This window comes from Hymenobacter amundsenii (assembly GCF_002204745.1).
GTDB lineage: Bacteria > Bacteroidota > Bacteroidia > Cytophagales > Hymenobacteraceae > Hymenobacter > Hymenobacter amundsenii.
The window spans coordinates 43,120-70,067 of the sequence record NZ_NIRR01000011.1 but is presented as its reverse complement, the minus strand read 5'-3'; the positions used below and the strand labels follow the sequence as shown (position 1 = coordinate 70,067).

The following is a 26,948-nucleotide window of genomic DNA, read 5'->3' as shown; positions in this document are numbered from 1 at the left end:
TTGTGGCTGACAGCTTGTAGCTCCGACTTATGAATTTAAAAGAACCCGCACGCCTCGTACTGGCCCTGTTTTTCCTCACAGCCGGCCTCATGCACTTTCTGCGGCCCGATGGGTTCGTGCGCATTGTGCCTCCTTATTTGCCCAACCCGTTGCTGCTAGTGCAACTCAGTGGGGCCGCCGAAATTGCCGGAGCACTGGGTTTGCTGGTACCCGCCACCCGCCGCCTGGCCGCCTGGGGCCTGATTGCGCTGCTGATTGCCGTGTTTCCGGCCAATGTGTACATGCTGCAAAGCCACGGCGCAGGCATAGCCGTGCCCGAATGGGCCCTCTGGCTGCGCCTGCCGCTGCAACTGGTGCTTATCGGCTGGGCATGGTGGGTGCGGCGCTAGAGAAAAATAGTTCCCGCGAAGGGTTAAAAACGGTCTTTATTTTGCTACAAGCCGCCACGCAGCTTGTTATACGGCATCTCAACCATTTTTTTCTTCCTTTTGCATCCTCTTATGCTTAGCAGAATTATCCTCACTGGTTTACTGGCTGGCGGCCCTTTTCTGGCTTCCGCGCAACTGACTACGGAACCTGCCCGCCCCTTGGCGGCCCGCGCCTTAGCGGCCCGCGACTCCCTGCTGAAAATGGCCGCCGCCACCCGTTTTGAGCTGGCCGAGCAAACTTGGGTTGACTTGCAAACGCCTAACAGAACCCGTCGACATATCATCAGAGGCTATGCTGCAAACGCTAAGCAGACTGATTCCGACGGACGGAAAAAGACGCTGATCTGGCAGCACCGCACCATTTATCGCCGTAACGGGCGAATACAGGAGAAGTATACCGCTTACCTGAACAACCGCACCATTTTGGAAGAACGGTGGCTCAATGGGTCGGAACTCTGGATCCGCCTGAGAAGACCGCAGGACCTAAAATTAGCGGCACCCCTGAGTCCGGCGGTTTTCAACGGCACTTATGCCCGGGGCGGCTACATTAACTGGAACGGCAAAAACTACCTGCTGCCCGAAGCCCTGCATGTGCAGCAGGTGCGGTAAGAGCCAGCCCACCCACTTTTTGGACCGACCGTTCAAACGCAAAGCCCCCGACGTACGCACGTCAGGGGCTTTGCGTTTGAACGGTTCAGAGGCTTGGTGCCGGATCGGTTAGCCACGCTGTGCTTCGGGTATTTCGGCCGCGCCCTGACTATCAAGCCTCTTCCCATCGAATATCCTTAACCCGCAACTGCAGGGTTTTGGTACCGCGGTATTCGTTGATTTCCAAGGTATAGCACACGCTGAACGGCTGGCCCTCCCGAATCCGGTCGTAGTAGTCGCCGAAGCCGAAGCCGATGGCGTCGAGGCGGTGGTGGCCGTCTTGGGTGAGGGCGAGTTTGAGGTGGGAGTTGCCCACGATACGGGCCGAATCGGGAGCGGCGTACACGTTTTCGGAGGCAAACACTGGGTTGGTATTGCCGGGACCGAAGGGCTCCATCTGGCTCAGGAGCTTGTAAAACGAGGGCGTGATGTCGCTCAGCGGCAGCGTGCAGTCAATATCGACGGGCGGGATAAGCTGCTCGGGCTTGATGCGGCCGGCCACGATCTGCTCGAACCGGGCCTGGAAGGCGGGCACGTTTTCGAGTGGCAGCGTGAGGCCGGCGGCGTACATGTGGCCCCCAAACTGGTCGAGCAGATCGGCGCACTCCTCAATGGCCTGGTGCACATCGAACCCCACCACCGAGCGGGCCGAGCCGGTGGCTTTGCCGTTGCTTTCGGTGAGGATGATGGTGGGCCGGTAGTACTTGTCGATGCAGCGAGAGGCCACAATGCCCACCACGCCCTTGTGCCAGTCTTCCTTGAACAACACGGTGCTGGCGGCGGCGCGCAGCGCGGCGTCGTCCTCAATCATGGCCAGCGCCTCCTTCGTGATGCTGGTATCAAAACCCCGGCGCTCCTGGTTGGTTTTGTCGACCACGCCGGCCTTTTCCTTGGCCTGCTCGGCGCTGTCGGCCAGCAGCATGGCCACGGCCCGCTTGGCGTCGCCCATGCGGCCGGCGGCGTTGATACGGGGCGAGAAGCCGAACACGAGGCTGCTCACGTTTAGCTCCGACTCGCGTAAGCCGGCCAGCTCGCGCAACGCCTCGAAGCCGGGCCGCTGGGCCCGGGCCTTGTCGTTGAGCAGTCGCAGGCCGTGGAAGGCCAGCGTCCGGTTCTCCCCGTAAATCGGCACAATGTCGGCCGCAATGCTCACGGCCACCAGGTCCAGCAGTTCGTGCAGCTCGGCTTCTGGCAGGCCTTGGTGTTCGGTGAAAGCTTGCATCAGCTTAAAGCCGACTCCGCAGCCCGAAAGCTCCTTGAACGGGTAGGCGCAGTCGGCCCGCTTGGGGTCGAGCACGGCCACGGCGGCGGGCAGCTCGGCCCCGGGCAAGTGGTGGTCACAGATGATGAAGTCGACACCCCGCTCGTTGGCGTACGCCACCTTGTCCACCGATTTCACCCCGCAGTCGAGGGCGATGATGAGCTGGAAACCTTCTGCTTTAGCGAAGTCAATGCCCGCCTCCGATACGCCGTAGCCTTCCTTATAACGGTCGGGAATGTAATAGTCAATGCGCTCGGGACCGAAAAACCGGCGTAGGTAGCTGTACACCAGGGCCACCGAAGTCGTGCCGTCCACGTCGTAGTCGCCGAACACGAGCACCCGCTCGCCCGCGTGCAGGGCCCGCACGAGGCGGTCCACGGCGCGGTCCATGTCGCGCATCAGCAGCGGGTCGTGGAGCTGGCTCAGATCGGGGCGGAAATAGGCGCGGGCCTGTTCGAAGGTCCCGATTTCGCGCTGGCACAGCAGCCGGACGATGGCCTCGTTCACGCGCAACGCCCCCGCCAGATGTGCCACCTGCTCCGCGTCGGGCGCGTCCTTCCGAATCCATCGTTTCTCAATCATCAGCTTGGGCCCTGAATAGGCATCTATTCAAAAGTACCCATTATCGCGGATTATAGCGCATCGCCGCGCAGCTGGCGGAAGCGTTTGCGGGCTTCGGCCACGTAGATGCTGCCGGGGTACTTGGTGATGACTTGCTGGTAGAGCTGCTGGGCTTTGTCGCGGTCCTGCAGGTTTTCCTGCTGAATGGTGGCAGCCAGAAACAGCGCGTCGTCGCTAAGCACGTCGTACTTGGGGTTGGTCGTGATGCGCTCCAAGGTGCTTAGGGCCCCGGCGTAGTCGCTGGTGCGGCGTTGCAGTTGGGCTTTCAGGTACCAGGCTTCGTCCTGGAGGGCGTGGCCGGGGTACTTCACCAGCAGTGCATCGAGGCCGCGCAGAGCTTCGGGCAGCTTGTTCTGGAACACGAGCTGCTCGACGGCGGCGTAGTCGCGCAGGGCCACGCCGGCCGTGTCCATGGCCGTGTTGTCGGTGATGAGCAGGCTGAGCTGCATGGCATCGTTGGCAATTTCGCGGGTCGTGGCCTGCTTGAGGATGTCGAGGTGGGACTTGGCCAGCTTGAAGTCGCCGGCGAAGTAGCTCAGGCGGGCGTTACGCAGCTTAGCATCGTAGCCCAGCGGCGTGTCTTTGTGCGACTTCTCGACCTGCGAATACAGCAGCGTGGCTTCCCAAGGCTCGGCCCGCAACACGTAAATATCGGCCAGGTCTATTTTGGCCTGGTCCACCACATCACTGCTGGCGCGGGGCATGGCAATTACCTCTTCCAGCAGCTTCATGGCTGGCGCCTGTTCGCCGAGTTGGAAGGCCAGCAGCGCGGCCATGCTGCGCAGCACGGGGGCCGTTTCGGGCGTGCGGCCGAGGTCCGTGAGCACCTGCTGGTACTCCTGAAGCAAGCTCCGCAGCTGGGCTATATCCACGGGGTAGGTAGTGCGTACCTGCTCCTCGCGGGTCTGCACCAGGCGCTGGCGAGCCAGGGCGTAGAAGCCGCGGCCGGCGTACTCGCGGGTCAGGTACTGGTAGCCAGCAATGGCGCTTTCGTAATCCTTGTTGCGGCGGGCAATTTCCGACACTTCCAGCACCCGCTGGCCCTCGGTGCGGCCCCGGCGGTCGAGGGCTTTGGCCTGCACCAGCGCCCCGGTAAAGTCGCGGCGCTGCACCTGCAACCAGAGCAGCAGCTCGCTGTACACGGCCCTGTCGGGGTTGCGCTGCACCAGGGTTAGCAACTCTTTTTCAAGCGCCTCAAAGCTGGCTTCTTCCTGGAGACTGTTCTGGAGCATATTGCGCACGAAGGGCAACTGCTGCTCATCGTCGCGCACGAGGCGTAGGGTTTCCAGCACCAGCTTGTCGCGCTGACCGGACTGGGTGTAGAGCTGGATGAGCTGGGGAGCGTACTCGGTGTCGGTACCCACAATGGCTCGGCCGCGCAGGTAGGTCCGCACGGTCCAATCGGCGAGGTTGGCCTGCTGAAACTCGTTGGCCACTGGCACCACCTGTTCGGGGCTGAGCAGTTCCACCACCCGCTCCCACTGCTTGTCGGCGGCCGGCTGGTCGCCGTTTTTGGCGTACACCAGCCCGAGCGTCACGCCCAACGCCTGGTCCTGGGGGCGCTGCTTGATGGCCCGCTTCACCAGCTTCTCGGCATCCTTGTACTTGCCCAGCGCCTGCAATGCGGCCAGATAGTTGGGCAGCACGTTGGGGGCCGTCTGCTCGTCCTTGCGCAACCGGTCGAACAGGTAGGCAGCCTTCTCGTGCTCGCCCTTGCGCTCGTACTCGCGGGCCAGCTGAATGCTGCCATCCTCGGCCGCCGCCGTCTGGGCCCGGGCTGTCGGGGCCACCGCCAGCAGCGCCAGCAGCCCGGCCCCGCCCATCATTCCACGCAACGATTTTTTCATGAGTAGTTAACGAAAAACAGCGGCCGGAAAGTGCCGGAGTGGTGAAGGAGTGACTCGGTAAATGACGTTCACCGAGTTACTCAGCCACAAAAAAAGGACCGTCCCCGAAGGTACGGCCCTTTTGCTTGTTGGGAAGCCGGCTTTGGTGGCCTAGAAGAACTTCGTGCGGTTGTCTTTTACGTTGGCGTGCTGCTTAATGGCTTCGAAGATGAGACCATCGGCGCGGGCCGTGCGCTGGGCCACCAGCTGCTGCTGCGCGGCTTTCAGGTCGGTGGTGGGCGGGGCTGGCTGGATGCTGGTAGGTTCCACCACGAACACGCCCTGGTCGCCGGCAATCGGCTCCGACTTCTGCCCCACTTTCAGGCCGAAGGCGCGACCTACGGCGGTAGGCTCACTACCCACACCGGCAATCATACCTTGGCTGAGGATCACGTTATCGGCCGTTTTTACCTGGGCACTGGCGCCGTAGGCCTGGGCCATCTGCTCCAGTGTACCCTTGGCAGAAGCCAGCTTCTGCTTGATCTGCTCGGCCTTCAACTCGTTGCGCACCTGCGCCGTGATTTCGGGCTTGATGCTGGCTACGTCGGCGGTGCCTTTGCTCCGCTCGCCAGTCAGCACAGCTACTACGTAACTGTCGCCAATCTCAAACACGCGCGATACGTCGCCCACGGCTTTAGCCCCGGCACCTTCCGAGTCGTCGGCCCCGAAGGCCCAACGCACCACAGCGCGAGCCCCTTGCAGGTTGTTCACGGCTTGGTCGGCGCGGCCGAGGTTCTTGGCTTCCACTTTCTGAAGGCTCTTATCGGCGGCTACGGCCTTACGGAACGATTCGAGGTCGGCGGCGGCACCCTTCAACTGCTGGGCCTGGTTGTAGGCCGCGTCGCGGGTGCCGTCGGTGGGCTGAATGCTCTTCTGCACCGTGGCTACCCGGTAGGTTTTCTTGGTGGGGGCGGCCGTTACCTTGATGATGTGGTAACCGAACGACGTTTTGACGAGGCTAGGCAGCAGGCCGGCCGAGGAAGCGCCGAACACGGCCTTCTCGAACTCGGGCACCATGCGGCCCTGCTGGAACCAGCCCAGGTCGCCGCCGGTGGCGGTGGTGCCATCGGAACCAAACTGGCGGGCCATAGCGGCGAAATCGGCTCCGCCCTTTATTTTGTTGAGCACGTCGGTTGCCTTGGCTTTGGCGGCGGCATCAGCTTCGGGCGTGGTGCCGTCGGCCTTAATGAGGATGTGGCTGGCGCGGGCGGCAGCCTGTTCGCCGGTTTTCTCGCCGGTTACTTTGTAGAGCGAGAACGTGCCGTTTTCGGCGTAGGGGCCATACACCTTGTCCACCTGCAACGGTAGCTGCTCGCGCAGCTTCTCGGGCATATCGGCGGCCGAGAGATAGGCGGGCGCCGTGGGGTTATCGGAGTTGAGTTTCACGAAAACCGAATCGGCGGGAGCCGAGGCAAACTGGGTAGCCAGCTGATTCACGGTCTGGCGCACCTCGCTGCTGTCTTCCACCGAAGCCGTAACCGGAATAGCCACGTACTCGATGCTGCGGCCATCCTCTACTTTGTAGCGGCCCTGGTTTTTATCAATGTAAGCCTGTAGTTGCTCGTCGGTTACCTTGATGCTCGAATCGGACACCGCGAAGTAGGGCACGAACAGGTAGCGCAGGTTCACCTGAGCCTGCTGGGCCTCGTTGAAGCGCTTGGCTTCGGCCGAGGTTACGTAGGTGCTCATCTTGAGCAGATTGGTGTACTTGCTGCTTAGGCGCTCGGGGCGCAGGTTCTGCTCGAACGAGGCGAAGGCGGCTTGGTTGCGCGGGTCCATTTTGTCGAGGTTGCGCAGGTACTCCTTCACTTTGAGCACATCGAACTGGCCGGTCGAGTCGGTGAAGGCCTGGCGGATGCTGGGGTGGATATTGTTGCCCTGCACCATGTCGGTCAGCTCATCGTCCGATACTTTCAGGCCCAGCTTCTCGAACTGCTTCTGGAAGGCGATGCGGTAGAGGAGCTGGTTCCAGGCCTGCTCGCGCAGGTAGCCCATGGCCTGCTCGTCGGGCTGGCGGCCCTGCTGCTGAATGAAGGCCTGCTTGGCCTGTTCCAGCGAGGCGTTGAACTCGTCGTATTCTACCTTCTGGCCGGCAATTTCGCCCACCGAGCGGTCGTCGCGGCCAAAAAAGCTGTTCTGGCCCGTAAACAGGTCGCCGCCCACCATAAACAGGAGCAAGCCGATGACGATAGCCCCGACGGCCCAGCCCGATTTTTCCCGGATCGTGTTAATTAATGCCATGTACTTGAAAAAAAGCGCGGGTAGAAAAAGGTGAATGAGGCGCAAAATAACCAAAAAAGATGGTCATTAAGTAGATTCTCTGTCAGATAGCCCTTGGCAGCGCTTGGGGCGAGCCTAAGTAATGATTTGAAACGCCAAAGGTCGTTAGTACTAGAACTAGCTCCCCTCCTTGGAAAGGAGGGGTTGGGGTGGTGGACGACGTTTAAACGATAATTAGAAACTAGCCTAAAAAACTGTTCATATAACATCAACCACCCCCGGCCCCTCCTTTCCAAGGAGGGGAGCTACATTTTAGCTTCAAGCTTTAAAACTCCCGCTACTTCCGCTTTTTACCTTTTTTAGTCGGCTTCGAGGCCTTTTTCAGCTCGGCCTGGCGGGCAGCAGCGGCTTCGGCAGCGGCCTCCTTGTCGCGCTGGCGTAGGTAGCGTAGCCCAAGAATGCAGGCAAACGAAATCATGAACAGCAGGTAGTTGTCGTAGAGTCCCTCAATACCCCCCTTAACCAGCGTCCCGTAGGAGGCAATTACGAACGTGAATACGCCAAAAACGAACAGTATGGTTTGGCTGATGCCGGGGTCCCAGAATCGTTTCATAAGGCAAGGTTAACGGGCAGGCGCCGGCGCGGGGCCAGCGGTGGGCGCGTTCTGAAGGGTGAAAACGCCGGTCGGCGTCAGGATGCGGTAGCGCGAGAAATCCTGGTTGGCCGTCAGGCCCCGGCCGGTAAGCACCTCGGTGGGCGTCGTGACCCGGATTTCGGTTTCCGGCTTGGTGTAGATGCTGGCCTTGTTCTGGTCGTAGAAGGCTTCCTCCGTGTTCATGCGCTGCTGCTTGGGCACGTTGGTCACGCGCACGTCGCCACGCAGAGTATACAGGCTCTTGTTACGCTCGAAGCGCCCGTACTTGCCCGTGATGGTATTGATGATTGTTTCGCCATCGGCATCCATGAACGTAAGCTCCACACCTTCGGGGTACAGCCGGTCGCCCGACTCAAAATCCTGCTCCAGCGGGGTTTTCAAGCGCACCCGCAATCGGGCCGAGTCGCTCACGAGCATGAGCACGTTGCGCGTTTCGATGGTAGGCCCTTTGTAGTCGATGGGTTTGGCCACCACTTCGTCGGTGCTTTTGCGGCAGCCGGCCAGCAATAGCACCGCGCCCAGCCCGGTTGCCAGCCAGCTCGTTCGTTTCATATCAGGCCGCGGATTACTCAATCCGACGCTTGATAAACCAGCGGTTGTTGAGCGTGACGCCCAGCTGCATCCGCAGGTAGTTCTCCTTCACGTTGCGCTCGATGCTGCCGTTGTCGAGCGTCTGCACATCGGTGTTGCCACGCTGCCCGTAGGTGAAGCCCAGGCTGACAGTGGTAGCATCGAGGGCGGTAGCGGTGGGCAGCGGCAGAGCAAAGCCCCAGCTCACGCCCCGGTCGTAAAGCACGTTGCCGCCGGGGCGGTAGGGCATCTGGGCCACGCTCAGGCCCGCCCGGTACGTAATGCGCTTTAGGTAATGGTCGACCGACGTAGCATCGGGGGTCAGCTCGCCACCCAGGCCCATGCGGTAAGTGTTGCTCAGGGGCACGCCCGAGCTTCCCCCCTGCTCGCCAAAGGCCCGGAACTGCGACCATTGCTGCAACGCGCCATCGAGGTTAAGGCTCCAGTTGCGGTTGTTGTCGAAGCTCACCCCTAGCTGCGTAAGAGCCGGCACCTGAGCCGTGCCCGTCTCGTCGCTGTTTAGCACCACCGTACCGATCTGCACCTGATTGGCATCCTCGCGCAGCTGGCTCAACGTCCGCTCCCCGCTGAACTGGGTGCGGAAGCTATGCGTGCCGCCCACGTTGAAGTTGATTTTGTCAGTGACTTTGCCCCGGTAATGAATTCCGCCCCGGAAGGCAAAATCGGAATACCGGATGTGCTGCTGGTAGGTTTCTCGGTTGGCCACGCTCAGCGGAAACAACGCGGTACCAATGCGGGTGCTGGTTTCCTGGTCGATGCTCCCGAATATGTAGCTCGCCGACACCCCAATCGCCAGGCCCTTGGCCAAACGGATGCCGTGGCTCATGTATGCTTCCGACAGCCCTCCGCTGCCCGTATACTGCCGTTCGAGCTGGGCCTCGGTGTCGTTGATAACGCTTTTATCAACGCTTTGTGCCTTGTAATCGACCGTGCTGTAGGGCTTGAGGCCGATGGCCGCGGCCCAGTTGCGGTTGATGGGCAGGGACAGCGCCACATACCCCAGCGTGCCGGTACCGGTCCGCTCACTGGCCTTGTCGTTTTCCAGCCGCTTGAACTGCCCCGTGTAGCCCGCCTCGAAGGTGGTGCGGGTAGTATAATAGAGCAGGGCCGGGTTGAGCTCGTTGACGTTGACACCGTTGGGGGCCGCCACGCCCACGCCGCCCATGCCCATCTGCCGGACGCCTCCCAGATTCTGACTGGCATCGCCCAGGCCCAGGCGCGAATAAGGGGAGTTGCCCAGGCCCTGGCCCTGGCCCAGCGCCACCGAAGAAGCAGCCAGCAGGCCCAATAGCGAAAGACCGCCGGCTAGGCCGACGAAGTTAGGTTGCGACATGATGTACTAAAATTCGATGGAGCCCGATCAATACCAGCTCCGGCACAACAAAGATAGGCCCTTTCAATCGGGCACGAAAAAAAGGCGCGTCGCCCCCAGCCAGCACCACGGCCAGCCCAGGGTAACGGGCGGCGTAATCGGCCAGTAGGCCCGCTACCTCGGCAGTGGCCCCGTTCAGCACCCCGCTTCGGATGGCGCTGGCGGTATCGGTGCCGGTCAGCGGTACGGCTTCGGTGGGGTCGGGTAGGCCCGCTACCAGTGGCAGCCGCCCCGTAAACTCGTGCAACGCCCGAAACCGCAACGCCAACCCCGGCGCAATGCTACCGCCCCGAAAACCGCCAGCAGCCTCCACCAAGTCGCACTTGATGGCCGTCCCGGCATCGACCACCACCACGTCGCGGCCCGGGAGCAGCCAGGCCGCCCCCACCGCCGCCGCCAGCCGGTCGGCTCCCAGGGTCTGGGGCGTAGCGTAGGCATTGGCGATGGGCAGCGGTGTGGTGGCGGGCACGAATTCGAGCACCCGGCCCGGTACCAGCGCCCGCAACTCGGCGGCCCAGGTGGCGGTGGGTTCGGCCACCGAAGCCAGCACCACGTGCTCGGGCCGGAGCCGTTGCACGGCCGCTAGCACCTGCGCTGTCGTCTGCCCGCTAGCCGATTCGCACAGCGTATCCTGCTCGAAGCAGCCGTATTTCACGGCCGTATTGCCAATATCGAGGGCGAGGGTACGCAAGCGGGGAAGTGAGAAGTGAGAAGTGAGAAGTGAGAAAAGAACGTCATTCAGAGCGAAGCGAAGAATCTCGCGCGCCAACCGTTGAAATGATTATCAACATCAGCATGCGAGATTCTTCGTTTCGCTCTGAATGACGTTCTAACTAACAACACTACCGGGAGCCCTCTGGCCCCCGGGCGGTTGCGTGCCTACATGAAATATTTGAGGCGAATGACTTCCTTCTCGCTCAGGAAGCGCCACTTGCCCCGGGGCAGGTCCTTCTTGGTCAGGCCTGCGTACTGCACCCGGTCCAGCGTTACTACGTCGTAGCCCAAATGCTCGAAAATGCGGCGCACAATGCGGTTACGGCCAATATGGATTTCCACACCCACGAAGTGCGGGTTGCCGGCCACTACGGCCACATCGTCTACTTCGGCCTTGCCGTCTTCCAGCTCCACGCCGGCCGCAATCTGGCGCAGGTGCTCCTCGGTCAGGGGCTTATCAAGCTCCACCTGATAGATTTTCTTGTTGCGGTGCGAGGGATGGGAAAGCTTCTGGGCTACTTCGCCGTCGTTAGTGAATAGCAGCAGGCCCGTAGTATTACGGTCGAGGCGGCCCACCGGGAACACCCGCTCCTTGGAGGCGCTCTTGATGAGCTCCATCACGGTGCGGCGGCCTTCGGGGTCGTCGGTGGTGGTCAGGAAGTCCTTGGGCTTGTTGAGCAACAGGTACACCTGCTTTTCGCGGCTGAGGTTGGTCTTGCCGTACTGCACAGTATCGGAAGGCTGCACCTGGTAGCCCATCTCCGTCACCACTTCGCCATTCACCTTGATTTCGCCGGCCGCAATCAGGGCGTCGGCGTCGCGGCGTGAGCAGATGCCGGCGTTGGCGATGTAGCGGTTCAGGCGCGTGGTACCGGCTTCTTCCGGCTCCTCATCGCGGCGGCGCTTGTTGCCGCGGTTCTTGTCTTCCTCGTAATGGCGCAGGTTCTGATAGTCGGGCGCTTCGCCGGCTACTTCGCCGCGCCGGGGCTTACCGGCCCGGGTTGGGTCGGGGGCAGGCCGGTCACGGTTGGGGCGCTCATCGTAGGCCCGGCGGGGGCGCTCGGGCGCACTACGGTCATCACGGCGGCGGTCGTCGCCGAAGGCTCCCCGGCGCTCCGGCCGGTCCGAGCCCGTGGGCCGCTCGCGGCGACGGTCGTCGCGGTCGGTGCTCTCGCGCCGCTCCGGGCGGTCGGTGCCGAAGCTACCGGCGCGGCTGCCGCGCCGCTCACCGCTGGCGCCGCCACCGAAGCCCGTGCTGCGGCGGTCGTCGGAGCTGTTGCGCTCTTCCCGGGGCCGCTGCTCCTCCCCGGCCTGTTCGGCCCGGCGGGTGGTGCGGTAGGTTTTGTCGTCGGAGAAATCGGGGTGCTGAGGGGCCAGGTCCTCGGGCCGGCGGTTGGGGTCGAAAGCCCGGGCCGGACGTACCGGACGCTCCGGACCGTAGTCCTTCGAGCCCTGGTAGTCGGCTTCCGGGCGCGGACGTGGCGCCTCCGGGCGCGGCTCATCGGCAGCATTCGGATTCTGCTTCACGAATTTGCGGTTCCGCTCGCCGGGTAAGCCCCTGGGTACTGATAGCTCACCGTCTTCGCGGCGGTAGGGTTGGCCCTGCCAAGTCTTCTTCGATTCGAAATCGCGCACGGGCCGGGCCGGGCGCTCATCGCGGCTCTCGCGGCCAAAGCCTCCCTCGCGGCGGTCGTTGTCGCGGGCGGGGCGGGCATCGCGGCCGAAGCGGTTGTCGCCGCCGGTGCCAAATTTGCGCGGGCCGCCGGGGCTGCTGCCGCCACCGCTGCCAAACTTACGGGGACCACCGAAGCCACCCTCCGAGGGCCGGCCAAACGAAGGTCGGTCTGAACCACGGCGCGAATCGTCGCGGCGGTTGTCATCACGACGGTTGTTGTCGCGGTCGGCGCCGAAGCGGCTGTTGCCGGTAGCGCGGTTGGCGCGCTCTTGGCCGGGCTGAATGAATTTGCTGCCCGCGTCTTTGTCCTTGTTGAAGGGGCGGTCGGATTTAGAAGAGCGGCCGCGGCCCTTGGGCGCGTCGTCGGAAGAGTGGTGTTTCTTACCCATGGTGGTAGAAGCATGCGTGCCGTATCGCTACGGTACAGGTGAAGTATTCAAATCAAAAGAGGCAATTCTTCCAACGAAGCATTGCCGAAAACAGTGCCCGGACCAGCCGCCCGGCCCCACCAATCGGCGGAACCCAGGCAGCTGGTCCGGGCTGGGTATTGAGTTGGCAGTTGTCAGTATAACCTATCAACTGGCAACTGGGCATCGGCAACTCACTAGTCGCGGCGGGCCATTTTGGCTTCGATGGAGTGCTGGGTGTGGGGGACGGCCCGCAGGCGCTCCTTCTGGATGAGCTTGCCGGTGCCAATGCACACGCCGTAGGTGCCGTTCTTGATGCGGACCAAGGCATTTTCGAGCTGCTGGATAAACTTCATCTGGCGCGAAGCCAGCTGGTTCATGCTTTCCTTCTCGGCCGTGTCGGCTCCGTCTTCCAGTACTTTCGACGACGAGGCCGTGTTATCGGTACCGGTGTCGTTTTTGCGGCTCAGGGTTTCCTTAATGAAAGAGACTTCCTTGCGGGCAGCCGTGAGCTTATCCTGAATGATTTGCTCAAACTCGGCCAGCTCTTCCCTGGAATAGCGTAGTGGTGCTTCACTCATGTCGGTACCGGAAGATAATGGTGGGAGGTGGTAATTGGCAGGTTTTGACGGAAAACGGCGCAAAGGTTCACCGTTAAGCAGTCCCAACATCGGCCTAAACGAATAAGTTTATCTCGTTCTGTTGGCCGGCAATCGGGAATCTGCGACGGTAATTCCGCTTGGCATCGGGCCGGCAGTATTCGGCCGCAAAGCTACGGTTTTGTCCGCTAATCAGCACGATACCGTATTTGTTACGGTTCTTTCCTCCAGCACTCAGTGCTGGTTGCGGTTAGCTTGCTAGTCGCTACTTCCGTTCAGCCAATCAGAAGCCCAGCATATGGATGGCGGCTACCGCGCCTTCCACACCTTTGTTGCCGTGCTTGCCGCCGGCCCGGTCCCAGGCCTGCTCTAGGGTGTTGGTGGTCACGAGGCCAAAGATGACCGGCTTGTTGAACTTCAGGCCCACGTTGGTGATACCGCTGGCCACGGCGTGGCAGATGTAGTCGTCGTGCTTGGTTTCGCCCTGAATAACAACGCCCAAACAGATAACGGCGTCAATTTCGTCGTGCTGGGCCAGCAGTTGTGCCCCCAGCGTCAGCTCGAAGCTGCCGGGTACGGTGTTGCGGAAGATGTGCTCGGGCTTGGCTCCGTGCTTGAGCAGCGTATCGTAGGCCCCCTGGGCCAGCGTATCAGTGATTTCGCGGTTCCATTCCGCCACTACCAGCCCAAACCGCTTTTCGGAGATGTCGATGAAGTGGTCGGAGGTGTAGTCGCTCAGGTTTTTAAGGGAAGTAGCCATTTGGATGAGCTGGTAGCTATCAGCTGCTGGCTGTTAGCTTATGTTCTGTGAGACAATTATTTACCGAAAGCACTTTGGGCTTTTGGTGTTCCTTGTGTGCTTTATCGAAGGCAGGGGAACTGCTTCACGGCAAAGATAGGCTTACTAACTGGGTGTCTATCTAAATTGAAAAGGCAGCTCGAAAGCCGCCTTTTCAATTTTAAACAACTGAAAATCAATTTTTTATGCTAAATTCCATCTTTCAAGTACAACGGAACTAGGCATCTCAAAGACGGCTTACTTGCGCATCAGTCCTTCGGCCCGGGCCTTGTACTGCTTGGCTTCGGTGGCTTCGGCAGCGGCAGGGTAGTCGGTCAGGATTTTGTCGTATGCCGTCAGGGCACCGGCGTAGTCCTGGGCTACTTCGCGGGCCGTACCTTCCTTGAGCAGGTAGGTGGGCGAGAAGTACTCGTTGGCGTTGTAGTTGGCGGCCTTGTTGTAGAAGTCAGCAGCTTCCTTGGGCTGGTTGAGTTCCAGGTGAGCATCACCGATGAGCGAGTAGGCGCGGGCCTGCACAAGGTAGTCGTCGGCGCTGAAATCTTCGAGGTAGTCGATGGCGGCTTTGTATTTGCCATCCTTGAGGGCGGCTACGCCGGCGTAGAAGTTGGCCAGGTTGCCAGCATCGGTGCCACTGTACTCCGAAGCCACACGCTCCAGACCCAAGTTGCGGCCGTCGCCCTTCAGGGCCTTCTGCAACGAGTCAGCCTCCCAATAATCGACGGCCTGGAATAGGGCTACCTGTCCTTTCTCGTCCTGGGAGTTGCGCCACATGTAGTAGCCGAAGCCACCGGCTACGGCCAGCACTACTACAGCCAACAGCCCAAGCAGTACGTTCTTGTTCCGACGCACAAAATCCTCCGACTCCACCAGCCGCATGGCCAGCGCATCGGGGTCCTCCATGAGCGGGTGCTCGGGGTTGTAGGCTTCGGCAGGCTGGAGCGGGTCGGTGGAAACGGTCTGCGGCTGGCGAGCCTGCTGGCTTTTTCCCGTGTAAGGAATCTTAGACATTGAAATTTAGCTGTTAGCTATCAGCTGTTGGCTGTTAGCTCTGTTCTGATTAATCGACGCTTACCTGAGTGCCTTCCGTTACGTTCGCCCTTTTATAGACTCCTCTACCAAGGCTCCTCACTTTTAAACCATTCACTCCAGAACGGAGCCAAGGGCTAGCAGCTAATAGCCAACCGCTCAAGAAATCTAGTCGCGGATGTAAGGGTAGTCCTGCTGCACGTACACGTCGTGGTAAAGCTCGTCGGCGGTCGGGTAGTCCGACTTTTCGGCAAACTCCACCGACTCCTGCACCTGCCCTTTGATCTTCTCGTCGATGGCAGCCAAGTCTTCTTCGGTCGCCAGGTTGTGGGTCAGAATGGTGTGGCGCACGGCCTCAATGGTATCGCGGGAGCGGTAGTCTTCCAACTCGTCCTTGGTGCGGTACTTGGCGGGGTCGCTCATCGAGTGGCCCTTGTAGCGGTAGGTTTTGAACTCCAGGAACGTGGGGCCTTCGCCGGCGCGGGCACGCTCGGCGGCGCGGGCTACGGCCTCGTGCACGTCTTCCACGTTCATGGCATTAACCGGCTCCGACGGCATGTCGTAGCTCTCGCCAATGGTGTAGAGCTCCGTGACATTGGAGCTGCGCTGCACCGACGTACCCATCGCATAACCGTTGTTCTCGACTACGAAGATGACGGGCAGCTTCCAGAGCATGGCCATGTTGAAGGCTTCGTGCAGGGCGCCCTGGCGCACGGCCCCGTCGCCCATGTAGGCGATGCAGAGGTTACCGGTCTTGTTGTACTTCTCGGCGAAGGCAATGCCGGCACCCATAGGCACCTGCGCCCCCACGATGCCGTGGCCACCGATGAAGTTCACTTCCTTATCGAACATGTGCATTGAGCCCCCCTTGCCTTTCGAGCAACCGGTGGCTTTGGCAAACAGCTCGGCCATGATGGCATTGGGCGAGGTACCCAAAGCCAGCGGGTGGGCATGGTCGCGGTAGGCGGTAATCCACTTATCGTCCTTGGTCAGGGCCGACACGGCACCGGCTACGCAGGCTTCCTGCCCGATGTAGAGGTGGCAGAAACCTTTGATCTTCTGCTGCCCGTAGAGCTGCCCGGCCTTCTCCTCAAACTTGCGCATGAGCATCATCTGCTCATACCAGGTCAGGTAGGTTTCCTTGGAGTACTCCGCCTTAGCGGGCGAGGTAGCCTTGGGCGCGTCGGTTGCGGCCTTCGCGGCTTTGTTGGCTGCCGGCTTCACGTTCTGGGGTTGCTTGGCCGTCTCAACGGCTGCTTTGCCTTTCGTTGCCGACGCTTTCTTGGCCGGGTTGGAAGCCTTGGAAGTAGCCTGTACTTTCGTATCCGCCATCTTAGTTTCGATTGTTCGCGTTTGGGAGGCGAAAGTACGTAAAAGGATTGCAATGTCCGCACCCCCAGCATGAACCTCGAGAGCCTCCACCTCCTTTTCTTCAAGAATTACGAAGAAGCCCAGTTATCCTTTTCGGCCCATATCAACTGCTTTATCGGCGACAACGGCAGCGGCAAGACCAACCTGCTCGACGCCATTCATTACCTCTCCCTGACCAAGAGTGCCTTCACCCCCACCGATGCCCAGAGCATCAAGCAAGGAGCGGAGTTCTTCGTGACCCGGGGCCGGTTTGGGGGCCGACCCGATGATGCGCCCGCCGAAACCATTCAGTGCAGCCTGCGCCTGGGGCAGAAGAAAAGTGTGACTCACGACAAGCAACCCTATGAGCGGGTATCCGACCACATCGGCCGCTACCCGGTGGTGCTCATCTCGCCCTACGATACTGACCTGATCCGGCAGGGCAGCGAGGAGCGGCGCAAGCACTTCGACAGCCTTATGTCGCAGCTCGACCACGAGTACCTGGAGTTACTTATTCGCTACACCCAGCTCCTTAAGCAGCGCAACGCCCTGCTCAAGCTGGCCACCGACCGCCAGGCCGGTTACGACCGCGACTACCTATTGACTATTGATGAGCAGCTGGTCCCGCTGGGCGAACAGCTGGTGCAGCGCCGCCAGGATTTTCTGCTGGAGTTCGAGCCGCTGTTCCAGCGCCACTACGCCCAACTAGCCGATGGCCAGGAGCAGGTGACACTTACGTATAAGAGCGAGTTGCCCGGCGCCGACTTCGGGAAGCTATTGCGCCTGCAGGAGCGCCGCGACCTCACATTACAGCGCACCACCACCGGCCCCCACCGCGACGACTTCACCTTCCTGATGGATGACAAGCCAGTGAAGAGTTATGGCTCCCAGGGCCAGCAGAAGTCATTCGTCATTGCGCTCAAGCTGGCGCAGTTCGAGCTGCTGGCCGAGCGCCAGCGCCAAAAGCCCCTGCTGTTGCTCGATGACATCTTCGACCGCCTCGATGAGAAGCGCATCACCCGACTGATGCAACTGGTAGCTAACCACTCTTTCGGCCAGATTTTCCTGACCGACACCCACCTCGAACGGACCGACCGGGTGCTGGCTTCCCTTTCGGAAGACATCCGCCGATTCCGGGTCGAATCGGGAACCGTAACACGGCTTTAGCCCATGGGCGAGGTATCTTTGGGGAGTTGGCCGTCAGGGCTGGTTGCTCGCGCGTTAACTTACTCAGATGGCCTACAAAAAACCGTATTCCCCCGAAAATTCCCGCAAGTCGGATATCGTCCCACTCAAGGACGGCATCACGGCATTGCTGCGTGCCTACCGCTTACAAGGAAAGCTAAACGAAGTGACGGTCGTGGCGAGTTGGGAGAAGATCATGGGCAAGGCCGTCGCCTTAAAGACGCAGCAGATTTACGTGAGCAACAACAAGCTCTTCGTGCGCCTTTCCTCGGCCCCGCTGAAACACGAGCTGGTTATGGCTAAGACTAAAGTGCTAGCCAATATCAACGCCGAGGTGGGCGAAGATGTAATTAAGGAAGTCGTATTCCTGTAGGCTTCCCCCTCCTGCTTTGCTGCGAATCAAGTACTCCTGCCTAGGTTGAAGCCCAACGCATATTCAGGGTTGATGGCACTCAGACCAAAGCGCCAGCATCCTGAGTTTCGCATACCAGCCCCCCCAAGGCTCACCATACATCTCGGACTATTCAAACCGGCAGGATACGCATAAAGCCGCTGCGTACCCCTGCACACCCATTGCGCAACTAGCAACCCTGATCTTCAACACTGGGAACAACAATCTGCTGTTAGTTAACCTAAGTTAGAGCGTCGGGTTAGGGTGGAGGGCTTGTCCTTGGCCGCCATTAGAAAGGAGAGGTTTAACAGACCTTCTTGGCGCTGACTAGTTAGTTCCCGTGGCGGGCGGGTCAAGCACCGCGCCCTACACCTAGCGCAACACCCCACGCCACAGCTTGGGTTAACTAGTACACGATGCGGCACCGCTCGTCTTCGAGCAGGTTCATCTGGTCTTCAACGGCTAGGATAGTCCGGGCATTATCAAACTGTTCGCGGTACTCATCCTGGAGCTGCCGCCGCTTGATGGCCTCCTGAAAGCGGCGGGTTTCATCGCGGGTTTCCAATAGCAAGCCGGGCACCTGCGTGGGCTTGTTCGCCTCGTCTTTGGCCACCATGGTGAAGTAGCTGGTGTTGGTATGCTTGATGGTTCCGCTACGCACGTCTTCGGCCGTTACACGGATGCCAACAAGCAGGGAAGTGCGGCCTACGTAGTTCACCGAAGCCTGCAAGGAAACCAACTCACCGACCTCGACGGGTTGCAGGAAATTGACCCCATCTACGTTAACGGTCACGCAGTAATTACCGGCATGTTTAGAGGCTGCCGCGTAGGCCACCTTGTCCATGAGGGAGAGCAAAATGCCACCGTGGATTTTACCACCAAAATTGGCGTAAGCCGGAATCATCAGCTCGGTGAGCGTGACGCGGGAGTAAGACACTGGGCGGTAATCGGGGAGCACGAAGGGAGGCATGAACGGGCGGTTAGTCGGAAGATGAAAGCAAAGATATCCGTCGCCAAGCACCCATCTCAGTTGGGCCAAACGAAACGACCGCCTCCCCCTCCCCTACCTCGTTCGGAGGCCTATCAACCAACCAGCGTACCCGTTCAGCCAGCAGTTACAGATACTATACAGGCCCAGCTTATCGGGTGATTCTGGGCGGACATCAATGACTGTGTAATAGTGGCCTGAGACTTCCTTGGGGCTGCTGTATCAGGGAGTAGTTTGAGGGCCGAAACAAATATGTTTCACGTGGAACACTTCTGTTCTACTTGGGTCCGTACACCTTCAGCAGGAGTTCGTTGTAGTCTTCTAGCAGAGCAATATACTTCTGCTGGAGCACCATCAGTTGTTTTAGACTATCGGGATCCGACGATACAGTAACAGCCGTTCGCGATACAACGGGTTGTTCGGACACGTTGTTTACACTTTTTGATACAGATGTAACATTAAACGATAAATCAGCTTGTTGCGCATGTGTAAAATCTTGCGAAAAATCGTGTCCGATGATTTCACCGATTCTCTTTACAAAATTGTAATCAAGCTCCTTGTCCTTGAACTTACGATACATGGTTGGGCGTGTAATACCCAGTTCGTCCACTATCCGCGTAATCGAGATTCCGCTGCTTTTAATGGTTTCCTGCAGTATTTCGCCCTGATGTGACATACGTAACGGCTGTAACAGATGATAGAGATGTAAATATCATCAATACAAGTTATGTAACCAACACTTACAGTAAAGATGTTACGTAATAGACGTGTAACACAAGATAATTTGTAAAACGTAAAACATTATTACATTGTATTGCAATCGTTACAACGTAACATTATTCACTGTGTAACTCCTTTTGTGTAACGGCAGCCCTTTGTAACGTTGCACTCCGGCTTAGCACAAAAACGCTGACCGCAAAGCCAGCAGCCGGTCGGGGTAATCGGTAGTAATCCCCCAGGGATGCATGGCCAGCACGGCCCGTAAATCGGCGGGCTCATTCACGGTCCAAGGCACCAGCCGAATAGCCTGCGCCCGTAGTTCCGCAGCCCAGGCGGGAGTGAGCAACCGGAAGTCGGGGCCGACAACAGCAGGCCGGAACCCTAGCGCTGCCAAGTGCTGAGCCAACGGAATCTCGTCTTCAATGAGTAGGCACAACGGGAGGTCGGGCGCCGTTTGGTGGGCCAGTTGCAGCACGCGCTTATCGAAGCAAAGCAGCGTGGTGCGGTCCATGATCTGAAGGGCCCGGAGTTCGGCCAGCACCAGAGCCAACAGCTCGGCGGGCGGGGGCTGGAAGAGGTAGTCGTGGGCCGGCTCGCTCTTAATTTCGACGCTGTATTTAACCGGCGGCCGGCCCAGCTGGCGGGTCAGGTTTTCGAGGTCTGCTACCACCTCCCGGAGCAAAGGCTTCACGGCGGGCGTGGGCTGCTGCTGCGGGAAGCTGGGGTGGCGCGTGCGGCCGCAGTCGTACTCCCGGATACGGGCGTAGGGGAGTTGGTAGAGGTTGTGCTGGGGGGCCTCGGCGGGAGCGATAGGTGCGCCATCGGGCAGCCGGCAAATGGCGGCCGACATCCAGGGCTCGTGCGATACCACCACCTGCCGGTCGGCCGATATTACTACGTCCAGCTCCACCGCATCAACACCCAGGCGGAGCGCTTCGCGGAAAGCGGGCAGCGTATTCTCGGGGCGCAGACCCCGGCAACCCCGGTGGCCGTGGACCTCAGGAAACGGCTGGATAGTTGGCAGAAACATGGCTTGCAGGAAACAGCCGGGGCAACGGTGCCCTGGCAGCTCTGCTTACGCAAGTCACGCTGTCCGCGTGGGGAAATCGAGCTAATTTTACGGGGGCATCACCTCCCCTTCCCACTTATCACTCCCCTGGCTTTACGCCCCATGAAAAAACTCCTCATCCTCATTGTTCTCGTCGCGGTTGGCGTTGGAGGCTACCTCTACTTTTACAAGGTGCGCAACGCACCCAAGTACTCGCTTATGCAGGCCTACAAAGCCCTCGACGACCACGATCCAGCCGCCTTCGAGCAGTACGTAGACGTGAACAGCGTGACGAGCAACCTCGTGAACGACGTCACGAAGCAAAGCTCGGCCCTGGGCGTGCTCAACCCCGGGGGCCTGGCCATGACGGGAGCCCTGAGCCTGTTGAAGCCCCAGCTGGTGCAGGCGGCTCGCAAGGAGGTGCAACGCTACGTAGAAACCGGCTCGGTAGAAGCCGCCACGGTCGCCGCGCCCAAGCGCCTGGTAAACGTATCGATGCTGGGGCTGGCCGGCAAAGTAGTAGGCGAAGGCAGCCGCTTCAAGGGTATTGCCTACACCCGCGAAGAGGGCGAGCAGGCCCTGATTGGCCTGGAGTTCACCCAACCCCGCTACGATACCACGCTGGTGCTGGAAGTGAAGATGCTTAACCGCGGCGACCATTGGCAAGCCACCCAAATCACGAATACCGGCGCCATTTTGCAGCACGTGGCCCGCATGGAAAAGCGCCGGCTGGTGGGTGGCAAGTAAATAACTCCCCTCTGTGGTTCCGCATAACAAGAAGCCCCGCCGTACTAACGTACAGCGGGGCTTCTTTCTTTATCGGTTACAGCAAACCCTATTAGGTGCTCGATTTACCGCGGCCAGCGAAGAGGAAGTAGATGATCAGACCACCGAGGGGAAACAGGAACACGATGGCGGCCCAGAGGATCTTCTTGCCGATACCCCAGTTCTGACGGAAAATGTCGAAGAGGGCGAATACGTCGAGAGCCAGAATAATGTAGCCCCAGGTGGCCAAGCTACCGTCGGTGTTGAAACGGCTACACGAGCTGAGCAACGAAACGGTGAACAGGGAAAGCATCAGGCCGAAGCCAGGCAAACGTTTGGTGAAGGTGGTAAGCGTGTTCATGGCAGGGAAGATGAATTTTGGAGAGATGATGGCCCCTTTACGCATCAGCGCCGAAATAGATATTACTAAATTGCCGTTTTTATACTTAAATAACTGATTTACAGATGATTACCAACATAATTCTGCAATTGTGTCCAGAAGATGGTGGCTGCCCGTGGAATAAGGATGAGGGTGAGCACAATACCGTACAACGCCCCGTAAAAGTGGGCATCGTGGTTGATGTTGTCGCCGCCCGCCCGGCGTTGGCTCATGTAGTAGGAGTAGGCCAGGTAGAGGAGGCCGAAGAGGAAGCCCGGGATTTCGAAGGGCAACGGGAAGATGTAGAGGCCTGCGGCCGGGTTGAACAGGATGGCTGCGAAGATGACCGCCGACACCCCGCCCGAGGCGCCGAGGGAACGGTAGCCGGGGTCGTCGCGGTGGCGTAGGTAAGTGGGGATATCGGACACGACGATGCCGCCCAGGTAGAGCAGCAGGAACCAGAGCAACCCGGCGGTGGGCCCGAAGGCGTAAGCGAAGATGTTTTCTACTACCCGGCTGAAGGAGTAGAAGGCAATCATGTTGAAGAGCAGGTGGGTGAAATCGGCGTGCAGAAAGCCAGAGGTAATGAAGCGGTACCACTCGCCGCCCTGGCGCCGGATGCGGTAGGGCTCCAGAATCCAGCTGTCGAGAAATTCGGGATTCGACCAGGCGTAAAGTGAGATGCCGACCGTAAGCACGGCCAGCACGAGGGTGGCGGATAATTCCATTCGTAGAGGTTGGGGAGGGGGAAGTTGATACGGGGTATCAGATGAAGATTCGGGCAAATGAACAGTGTCATGCTAAGCGGAGCGCAGCATGACACTGTTCATTTGCCAAACATCCAGGGCTGCCGGCTACTGCTCGCGCTCCAGGAGTTGGAGGGCCAGTTGATGCAGGGGCTTTTTGCGCGTTTCGGGGGCCGCTACGCGCTCCAGATGCTGTAAGGCATCGAGGAAGTAGTCGTTGATAAGCGCTTCGGTCTGGGGGCGGATTTCGAGCTCGTCGTAGATGGCCCGCACGGCCTCGATCTTGGCGTCCTCATCGGGCACCGGCTGGCCGATGTGGCGGGCCAGCACGGCCCGCTGGGCGGAGCTGGCCTGGGCCTGGGCCGTGAGCAGCAGGTAGGTCTTTTTGTCGGCCAGAATATCGCCACCCACGCGCTTGCCGAAGGTAGCGGCGTCGCCGTATACGTCGAGCAGGTCGTCGCGGAGCTGGAAAGCCAGGCCGATATCCACCCCAAACTGGCGCAGGTGGTCGGCATCTTCCTCCGAAGACCCGCCAAGCCGGGCGCCCAGCTCCAGTGCGAAGCCCAGCAGCACGGCCGTTTTCAGCCGGATCATATCGAGGTATTGGGCAATGCTGACGTCGGACTGGGTTTCGAAGTGCATATCCCACTGCTGGCCCTCGCAGACCTCGGCGGCCGTTTGCGAGAACCGGCGCAGCAGGGGCGCCAGCAGGGGCCCAGGCACATCGAAGAGCAGCTCGTAGGCCCGCACCAGCATCACGTCGCCGCTCAATATGGCTACGTTGGGATTCCACTTTTCGTGCACCGTGGCCTGGCCCCGGCGCAGGGGGGCCTGGTCCATCAGGTCGTCGTGGAGCAGGGTGAAGTTGTGGAAGACTTCGGTGGCCAGGGCGGGCTTCACGATGGCATCAAGCTCGTCGGTAAACAGGTGGGCACCGAGCAGCGTGAGCACGGGCCGGATGCGCTTGCCGCCGAGGCTCATGATGTAGCGGATGGGCTCGTAGAGGCTCGTTGGCTGGTCGCCGTAGGCCAGGCCGGCCAGGCCAGCATTGAGTTTATCGGTAACGAAAGAGAGGTCCATGTGGGAAATCAGGTTGAGCAGGGAAAGGTACGGCGGGTTGCGGGAAGCGCTGCTCCGACCAACTTCGTATCTTCCCTGCCATGAGAGTTAACCCTTCGCTGCTGCTACTGTTGGTTTCGCTGCTGCTGCCGGCTATGGCCCTAGTCCAGAACTCCTACAACCGCTGGGATGCCCGCCCGCCCGACCCCATCGTGCCACTGCCCCCTAAAACGAACCAACAGCCTATAGCCCCGAAGCCGAGCCCGCCAGCTCCCACCGCCCTCGATTCGGTGGCGCTTACCACGGGCAGATACATGCAGGTGGAAACAGTACCCACTTTTCCGGGTGGGGCGCAGGCCATGTACACACTCATCAGCAAGAACCTAAAACGGCCCGGTGGCCCACGGCAGCGCGGGTCGGTGATGGTGCAGTTTACAGTGCTGGCGTCAGGAGCCTTATCCGGAATCGCCGTAGTGCCGGGCCGGGGCCTGACCCCGGCCTACGATGCCGCAGCAGTAGCGGCGGTAGGCAGATTGAATACCTTCGCCCCGGGCAAGCGCGGCGGTCAGCCCGGCGATATGAGGGTGACAGTACCAGTGGATTTTAAGTAGACATCCCCGGCCCTGGCAGCAAAAAGCCCCTTCTACCGTTGCCGGTAACAGGGGCTTCTCGTTTCATGCAGGCATCGGGTTTTGCCGCTTAGGGCGTTATCGGCGGCGCTTGCCACCGCCGCCTTTGCTGCTGCTCTTACCGTCGGAGCGGCCGCCGGCGCTGTTGCTGCTGTTTTTACCGTCGCTGCGGCCGCCCTTGCTGCTGCCACCGCCCGACTTGCCGCCACTGCGCTCGGGGCGGTAGCCACGGGGGCTGCTGCTGCTGTCGCGGCGCTCCTGATGCTCGCGCTGCTTTACGTCGTCGGGGCGGTCATCCACGAGGGCAAAGTCGATGGTACGGTCGAGCAGGTTCACAGCTTTCACCTCCACCTGCAGTTCGTCGCCGAACTGAATGATGCGCTTGTTGCGCTGGCCCACGAGGCGGTAGTTGTCTTTGTCGAGCTCGAAGAAGTCGCCGGGAATGTCGCTCACGCGGATCATTCCCTCGCACTTGTTCTCGGCAATTTCCACGTACATGCCCCACTCGGTGAGACCCGACACGACACCGGTGTACTGCTCGCCGATGTGGTCTTGCAGGAACTCGACCTGCTTGAACTTGATGCTGGCCCGCTCGGCACTGGCGGCCAGTTTCTCGCGCTCCGACGAGTGCTTGCACTCCTCCTCAATAGGCTCCACTTCCACGTTCTTGCCGCCTTCGAGGTAGTGCTCGAGCAGGCGGTGGGCCATCATGTCGGGGTAGCGGCGGATGGGCGAGGTAAAGTGCGAGTAGTGCTCGAAGGCCAGACCGAAGTGCCCCCGCGGGTCGGTGGTGTAGGTGGCCTTGGCCATCGTGCGGATGGCCAGGGTCTGGAGCACGTTCTGCTCGGGGCGGCCCACCACTTCGGTGCTCAGGTCGTTGAGCTCAGTGCTCAGCTTCTGGGGGTTGTTGAGGTCGAGCTGGTAGCCAAATTTCTTGGCGAACAGGGCGAAGTTCTGGAGGCGCTCGGGGTCGGGCGAGTCATGGACCCGGTAGACCATCGTGAAGCGCGGCTTGGTCTTTTTGAGCTTGAACACGAACTCGGCCACCTTGCGGTTAGCCAGCAGCATGAACTCCTCAATCATCTTGTGGGCATCCTTGCGCTCCTTCACGTACACGCCCAGCGGCGTACCATCCTCATCGAGGCGGAACTTCACTTCCTGGGTTTCGAAGCTGATGGCTCCCTGCTTGAAGCGGGCGGCGCAGAGCTTTTTGGCGATGCGGTTCATGAGCTGCACTTCCTGGGTGTAGTCGGAATCCAAGCCCTCAATGCGCTCCTGGGCGTCTTCGTAGGCGAAGCGGCGGTCGGAGTGAATGATGGTTTTGCCCAGCCAGGTGCTGTAAAGCTTGCCGTTCTCATCGAGTTCGAACACGGCCGAGAAGGTCAGCTTGTCCTCGTTGGGACGCAGCGAACAGAGGCCGTTACTAAGGCGCTCGGGTAGCATCGGAATCACCCGATCCACGAGGTACACCGAGGTGGCCCGCTGACGGGCTTCGCTTTCCAGAGCGGTGTCGAGGCGCACGAAGTGGGTTACGTCGGCAATATGGACGCCGATTTCCCAATGCCCGTTTTCGAGCTGCTGAATCGAGAGTGCATCGTCGAAGTCCTTGGCGTCGGCCGGGTCGATGGTGAAGGTCGTGATACCCCGGAAGTCGCGGCGGCGCTCGATTTCGGCGGCCTCAATCTCGGTGCTCATCTCCTCCGACTCAGCCTCTACCTCGGCCGGGAATTCAAACGGCAAGCCGAACTCGGCCATGATGGCGTTGATTTCGGCCTCGTTGCCGCCGGCCTGCCCAAAGCTGCGCTCAATTACGCCAGCGGGCGAACGGTCGGAGCCTTCCTCCGGAAACTCGGTGACATGGACGAGTACTTTCTCGCCGTGCTGGGCGCCGTTGAGGTCGTCCTGGCTCACGTACACATCGAAATACATTTTGCGGTTGTCGGGCTTCACGAAGGCCACGTTGTCGCGAATCTGGAGGCGGCCCACTACTTCGGGGCGCTTGCGGTCGAGCACTTCCACCACGTCGCCCACCGGGCGGCCGTCGCGGGAGCTGCGCAGCCGCAGCCGCACGGTGTCGCCCTGCATGGCAAACTTGAGACGGTCGGTGAACACGCGCACGTCCTTCTCCGTCTCCTCGCTAATCACGAAGGCATACTTGTCGGTGGCCAGGGCCACGGTGCCCACAATAGTATCGCCCCCGCTTTCGCGGCGGCGGCGGGGTGCCTGCGGGTCGTCGGCATCGGCAAAATCGAAACCGGCTTCGCGGCGGCGGTGCACCACTGGGTTCTGGCCGAACTCACTCTCGGCTACCCGGCCACCCCGGGGCAGCTTCTTGCCGGGCGGCAGCTCGCCGGGCTCCACCGGGGCCTCAGGGGCTTCCGGCTCGGCACCGTCGTTCTTAGCTTTTCGGGTGCCCTTGATGCGGCCTTTCGGGGCGGCTTCGAAGGCGGCGGCCGCCTCATCGGTGAGGCGGTACTCGTCGTTCTGAATCAGCAGCAGCTGGTCGTTCTGGCGCAGTTCGCGCAGGTGGGCAAACACCACTTCGCGTTGGTCTTTGGTGGTCACGCCCAAGCGGCGCGAGAGCTGCCGGTAGGTCAGGACTTTGCCCGGGTTATCGCGGAAAATCCGCATGATCTGGTCCTGGCTGATGGCGGCCGCAACGGCCGGGGCCGGGGTAGATTCGGTAGGCTGGGCCTTCGCGCGAGGGGCGCGGGGGGCTTTGGAAGAGGGTTGTTTCATGTAGTCGGGCCGCCGGCAATGGTCTGTTCTCAGGCGGCAGAGGTTGA

25 protein-coding genes are annotated in these 26,948 nt (G+C 60.4%); 6 read left to right on the top strand and 19 right to left on the bottom strand.

The genetic code is table 11. The annotated features are described in order from the left end of the window. The first annotated feature begins 29 nt into the window (after positions 1-29). Entirely contained in the window at positions 30-389 is a 360-nt protein-coding gene (locus tag CDA63_RS08855; RefSeq protein WP_088464090.1) for a DoxX family protein, read from the top strand. Positions 390-500: 111 nt separating this feature from the next. Then, positions 501-1,037, top strand: coding sequence for a hypothetical protein (locus tag CDA63_RS08850; protein ID WP_088464089.1), 537 nt, complete (start codon positions 501-503; stop codon positions 1,035-1,037). A gap of 151 nt (positions 1,038-1,188) precedes the next feature. Here the strand turns inward: CDA63_RS08850 and recJ are convergent, their stop codons facing one another. From recJ to pdhA, 12 genes are all read right to left on the bottom strand, one after another. Continuing rightward, entirely contained in the window at positions 1,189-2,919 is a 1,731-nt protein-coding gene (gene recJ, locus CDA63_RS08845) for a single-stranded-DNA-specific exonuclease RecJ (RefSeq protein ID WP_088464088.1), read from the bottom strand. A gap of 50 nt (positions 2,920-2,969) precedes the next feature. Next, a complete protein-coding gene (locus tag CDA63_RS08840; protein WP_242434616.1) occupies positions 2,970-4,805 on the bottom strand; it encodes a tetratricopeptide repeat protein in 1,836 nt (611 codons plus the stop codon). 150 nt (positions 4,806-4,955) lie between these two features. Then, positions 4,956-7,085, bottom strand: a complete 2,130-nt coding sequence (locus CDA63_RS08835; protein WP_242434615.1) for a peptidylprolyl isomerase — start codon at positions 7,083-7,085, stop codon at positions 4,956-4,958. Positions 7,086-7,401: 316 nt separating this feature from the next. Next, a complete protein-coding gene (locus tag CDA63_RS08830; protein WP_088464086.1) occupies positions 7,402-7,677 on the bottom strand; it encodes a hypothetical protein in 276 nt (91 codons plus the stop codon). 9 nt (positions 7,678-7,686) lie between these two features. Continuing rightward, complete coding sequence (gene lptC / locus CDA63_RS08825; RefSeq protein ID WP_088464085.1) at positions 7,687-8,271, bottom strand: LPS export ABC transporter periplasmic protein LptC; 585 nt, start codon at positions 8,269-8,271, stop codon at positions 7,687-7,689. 13 nt (positions 8,272-8,284) lie between these two features. Continuing rightward, complete coding sequence (locus tag CDA63_RS08820) at positions 8,285-9,643, bottom strand: OmpP1/FadL family transporter (RefSeq protein WP_088464084.1); 1,359 nt, start codon at positions 9,641-9,643, stop codon at positions 8,285-8,287. After that, positions 9,630-10,373 carry a type III pantothenate kinase gene (locus tag CDA63_RS08815; RefSeq protein ID WP_165768246.1) on the bottom strand — a complete coding sequence of 248 codons (744 nt, stop codon included), beginning with the start codon at positions 10,371-10,373 and terminating at the stop codon, positions 9,630-9,632. Before CDA63_RS08815 ends, CDA63_RS08820 begins: the two co-directional genes overlap by 14 nt. A 188-nt stretch (positions 10,374-10,561) precedes the next feature. Next, positions 10,562-12,460 carry a pseudouridine synthase gene (locus CDA63_RS08810; RefSeq protein WP_088464082.1) on the bottom strand — a complete coding sequence of 633 codons (1,899 nt, stop codon included), beginning with the start codon at positions 12,458-12,460 and terminating at the stop codon, positions 10,562-10,564. A gap of 215 nt (positions 12,461-12,675) precedes the next feature. After that, entirely contained in the window at positions 12,676-13,059 is a 384-nt protein-coding gene (locus CDA63_RS08805) for a TraR/DksA family transcriptional regulator (protein WP_088464081.1), read from the bottom strand. A gap of 301 nt (positions 13,060-13,360) precedes the next feature. Further along, positions 13,361-13,837, bottom strand: a complete 477-nt coding sequence (ribH, locus tag CDA63_RS08800) for a 6,7-dimethyl-8-ribityllumazine synthase (protein WP_088464080.1) — start codon at positions 13,835-13,837, stop codon at positions 13,361-13,363. A 276-nt stretch (positions 13,838-14,113) separates the two neighbouring features. Continuing rightward, complete coding sequence (locus CDA63_RS08795; RefSeq protein ID WP_088464079.1) at positions 14,114-14,884, bottom strand: tetratricopeptide repeat protein; 771 nt, start codon at positions 14,882-14,884, stop codon at positions 14,114-14,116. A 186-nt stretch (positions 14,885-15,070) separates the two neighbouring features. Next, complete coding sequence (gene pdhA / locus CDA63_RS08790) at positions 15,071-16,234, bottom strand: pyruvate dehydrogenase (acetyl-transferring) E1 component subunit alpha (RefSeq protein ID WP_242434614.1); 1,164 nt, start codon at positions 16,232-16,234, stop codon at positions 15,071-15,073. A 69-nt stretch (positions 16,235-16,303) separates the two neighbouring features. On the opposite strand from pdhA, the gene recF reads away from it, so the two are divergent. Beyond that, positions 16,304-17,419, top strand: a complete 1,116-nt coding sequence (recF, locus tag CDA63_RS08785; protein WP_088464078.1) for a DNA replication/repair protein RecF — start codon at positions 16,304-16,306, stop codon at positions 17,417-17,419. Between the two features lie 67 nt (positions 17,420-17,486). After that, positions 17,487-17,810: a DUF721 domain-containing protein gene (locus tag CDA63_RS08780; protein WP_088464077.1), complete on the top strand. Its 324-nt coding sequence runs from the start codon at positions 17,487-17,489 to the stop codon at positions 17,808-17,810. A 424-nt stretch (positions 17,811-18,234) separates the two neighbouring features. Here CDA63_RS08780 and CDA63_RS08775 read toward each other — a convergent pair whose 3' ends face one another. From CDA63_RS08775 to CDA63_RS08765, 3 genes are all read right to left on the bottom strand, one after another. Then, positions 18,235-18,798, bottom strand: a complete 564-nt coding sequence (locus CDA63_RS08775; protein ID WP_242434613.1) for an acyl-CoA thioesterase — start codon at positions 18,796-18,798, stop codon at positions 18,235-18,237. 295 nt (positions 18,799-19,093) lie between these two features. Further along, complete coding sequence (locus tag CDA63_RS08770) at positions 19,094-19,492, bottom strand: TetR/AcrR family transcriptional regulator (RefSeq protein ID WP_088464076.1); 399 nt, start codon at positions 19,490-19,492, stop codon at positions 19,094-19,096. Positions 19,493-19,711: 219 nt separating this feature from the next. Beyond that, complete coding sequence (locus tag CDA63_RS08765) at positions 19,712-20,566, bottom strand: glycerophosphodiester phosphodiesterase family protein (protein ID WP_088464075.1); 855 nt, start codon at positions 20,564-20,566, stop codon at positions 19,712-19,714. A 141-nt stretch (positions 20,567-20,707) separates the two neighbouring features. On the opposite strand from CDA63_RS08765, the gene CDA63_RS08760 reads away from it, so the two are divergent. After that, positions 20,708-21,331, top strand: coding sequence for a hypothetical protein (locus CDA63_RS08760; RefSeq protein WP_088464074.1), 624 nt, complete (start codon positions 20,708-20,710; stop codon positions 21,329-21,331). 91 nt (positions 21,332-21,422) lie between these two features. Here CDA63_RS08760 and CDA63_RS08755 read toward each other — a convergent pair whose 3' ends face one another. The 3 genes from CDA63_RS08755 to CDA63_RS08745 all read right to left on the bottom strand — a co-directional run bounded on the left by CDA63_RS08755 (position 21,423) and on the right by CDA63_RS08745 (position 23,554). Next, the gene (locus tag CDA63_RS08755) at positions 21,423-21,710 is read right to left on the bottom strand and encodes a PLD nuclease N-terminal domain-containing protein (RefSeq protein ID WP_199797516.1); all 288 of its coding nucleotides are present in this window, start codon (positions 21,708-21,710) and stop codon (positions 21,423-21,425) included. Between the two features lie 98 nt (positions 21,711-21,808). After that, complete coding sequence (locus tag CDA63_RS08750) at positions 21,809-22,456, bottom strand: rhomboid family intramembrane serine protease (RefSeq protein WP_088464073.1); 648 nt, start codon at positions 22,454-22,456, stop codon at positions 21,809-21,811. A 126-nt stretch (positions 22,457-22,582) separates the two neighbouring features. Further along, positions 22,583-23,554 (bottom strand): polyprenyl synthetase family protein, encoded by a 972-nt coding sequence (locus tag CDA63_RS08745; RefSeq protein ID WP_088464072.1) that lies wholly within the window; start codon positions 23,552-23,554, stop codon positions 22,583-22,585. A gap of 80 nt (positions 23,555-23,634) precedes the next feature. Between CDA63_RS08745 and CDA63_RS08740 the strand changes: the two genes are divergently transcribed. Beyond that, complete coding sequence (locus tag CDA63_RS08740; RefSeq protein ID WP_088464071.1) at positions 23,635-24,144, top strand: energy transducer TonB family protein; 510 nt, start codon at positions 23,635-23,637, stop codon at positions 24,142-24,144. Between the two features lie 96 nt (positions 24,145-24,240). On the opposite strand, the gene rnr is transcribed toward CDA63_RS08740, so the two are convergent. Continuing rightward, positions 24,241-26,901: a ribonuclease R gene (gene rnr / locus CDA63_RS08735; RefSeq protein ID WP_088464070.1), complete on the bottom strand. Its 2,661-nt coding sequence runs from the start codon at positions 26,899-26,901 to the stop codon at positions 24,241-24,243. Positions 26,902-26,948: the final 47 nt, after the last annotated feature.

Bases quoted from the DNA above. Each gene is read 5' to 3' on its own strand.
- CDA63_RS08830 (WP_088464086.1), bottom strand. From the start codon at position 7,677: ATGAAACGATTCTGGGACCCCGGCATCAGCCAAACCATACTGTTCGTT.
- CDA63_RS08775 (WP_242434613.1), bottom strand. From the start codon at position 18,798: ATGCCTCCCTTCGTGCTCCCCGATTACCGCCCAGTGTCTTACTCCCGC.
- CDA63_RS08840 (WP_242434616.1), bottom strand. From the start codon at position 4,805: ATGAAAAAATCGTTGCGTGGAATGATGGGCGGGGCCGGGCTGCTGGCG.
- CDA63_RS08820 (WP_088464084.1), bottom strand. From the start codon at position 9,643: ATGTCGCAACCTAACTTCGTCGGCCTAGCCGGCGGTCTTTCGCTATTG.
- CDA63_RS08750 (WP_088464073.1), bottom strand. From the start codon at position 22,456: ATGGAATTATCCGCCACCCTCGTGCTGGCCGTGCTTACGGTCGGCATC.
- CDA63_RS08765 (WP_088464075.1), bottom strand. From the start codon at position 20,566: ATGTTTCTGCCAACTATCCAGCCGTTTCCTGAGGTCCACGGCCACCGG.
- ribH (WP_088464080.1), bottom strand. From the start codon at position 13,837: ATGGCTACTTCCCTTAAAAACCTGAGCGACTACACCTCCGACCACTTC.
- CDA63_RS08780 (WP_088464077.1), top strand. From the start codon at position 17,487: ATGGCCTACAAAAAACCGTATTCCCCCGAAAATTCCCGCAAGTCGGAT.
- CDA63_RS08805 (WP_088464081.1), bottom strand. From the start codon at position 13,059: ATGAGTGAAGCACCACTACGCTATTCCAGGGAAGAGCTGGCCGAGTTT.
- recJ (WP_088464088.1), bottom strand. From the start codon at position 2,919: ATGATTGAGAAACGATGGATTCGGAAGGACGCGCCCGACGCGGAGCAG.
- CDA63_RS08850 (WP_088464089.1), top strand. From the start codon at position 501: ATGCTTAGCAGAATTATCCTCACTGGTTTACTGGCTGGCGGCCCTTTT.
- CDA63_RS08855 (WP_088464090.1), top strand. From the start codon at position 30: ATGAATTTAAAAGAACCCGCACGCCTCGTACTGGCCCTGTTTTTCCTC.
- CDA63_RS08755 (WP_199797516.1), bottom strand. From the start codon at position 21,710: ATGAACACGCTTACCACCTTCACCAAACGTTTGCCTGGCTTCGGCCTG.
- CDA63_RS08745 (WP_088464072.1), bottom strand. From the start codon at position 23,554: ATGGACCTCTCTTTCGTTACCGATAAACTCAATGCTGGCCTGGCCGGC.
- CDA63_RS08740 (WP_088464071.1), top strand. From the start codon at position 23,635: ATGAGAGTTAACCCTTCGCTGCTGCTACTGTTGGTTTCGCTGCTGCTG.
- CDA63_RS08810 (WP_088464082.1), bottom strand. From the start codon at position 12,460: ATGGGTAAGAAACACCACTCTTCCGACGACGCGCCCAAGGGCCGCGGC.
- pdhA (WP_242434614.1), bottom strand. From the start codon at position 16,234: ATGGCGGATACGAAAGTACAGGCTACTTCCAAGGCTTCCAACCCGGCC.
- CDA63_RS08760 (WP_088464074.1), top strand. From the start codon at position 20,708: ATGAAAAAACTCCTCATCCTCATTGTTCTCGTCGCGGTTGGCGTTGGA.
- CDA63_RS08795 (WP_088464079.1), bottom strand. From the start codon at position 14,884: ATGTCTAAGATTCCTTACACGGGAAAAAGCCAGCAGGCTCGCCAGCCG.
- rnr (WP_088464070.1), bottom strand. From the start codon at position 26,901: ATGAAACAACCCTCTTCCAAAGCCCCCCGCGCCCCTCGCGCGAAGGCC.
- lptC (WP_088464085.1), bottom strand. From the start codon at position 8,271: ATGAAACGAACGAGCTGGCTGGCAACCGGGCTGGGCGCGGTGCTATTG.
- recF (WP_088464078.1), top strand. From the start codon at position 16,304: ATGAACCTCGAGAGCCTCCACCTCCTTTTCTTCAAGAATTACGAAGAA.
- CDA63_RS08835 (WP_242434615.1), bottom strand. From the start codon at position 7,085: ATGGCATTAATTAACACGATCCGGGAAAAATCGGGCTGGGCCGTCGGG.
- CDA63_RS08770 (WP_088464076.1), bottom strand. From the start codon at position 19,492: ATGTCACATCAGGGCGAAATACTGCAGGAAACCATTAAAAGCAGCGGA.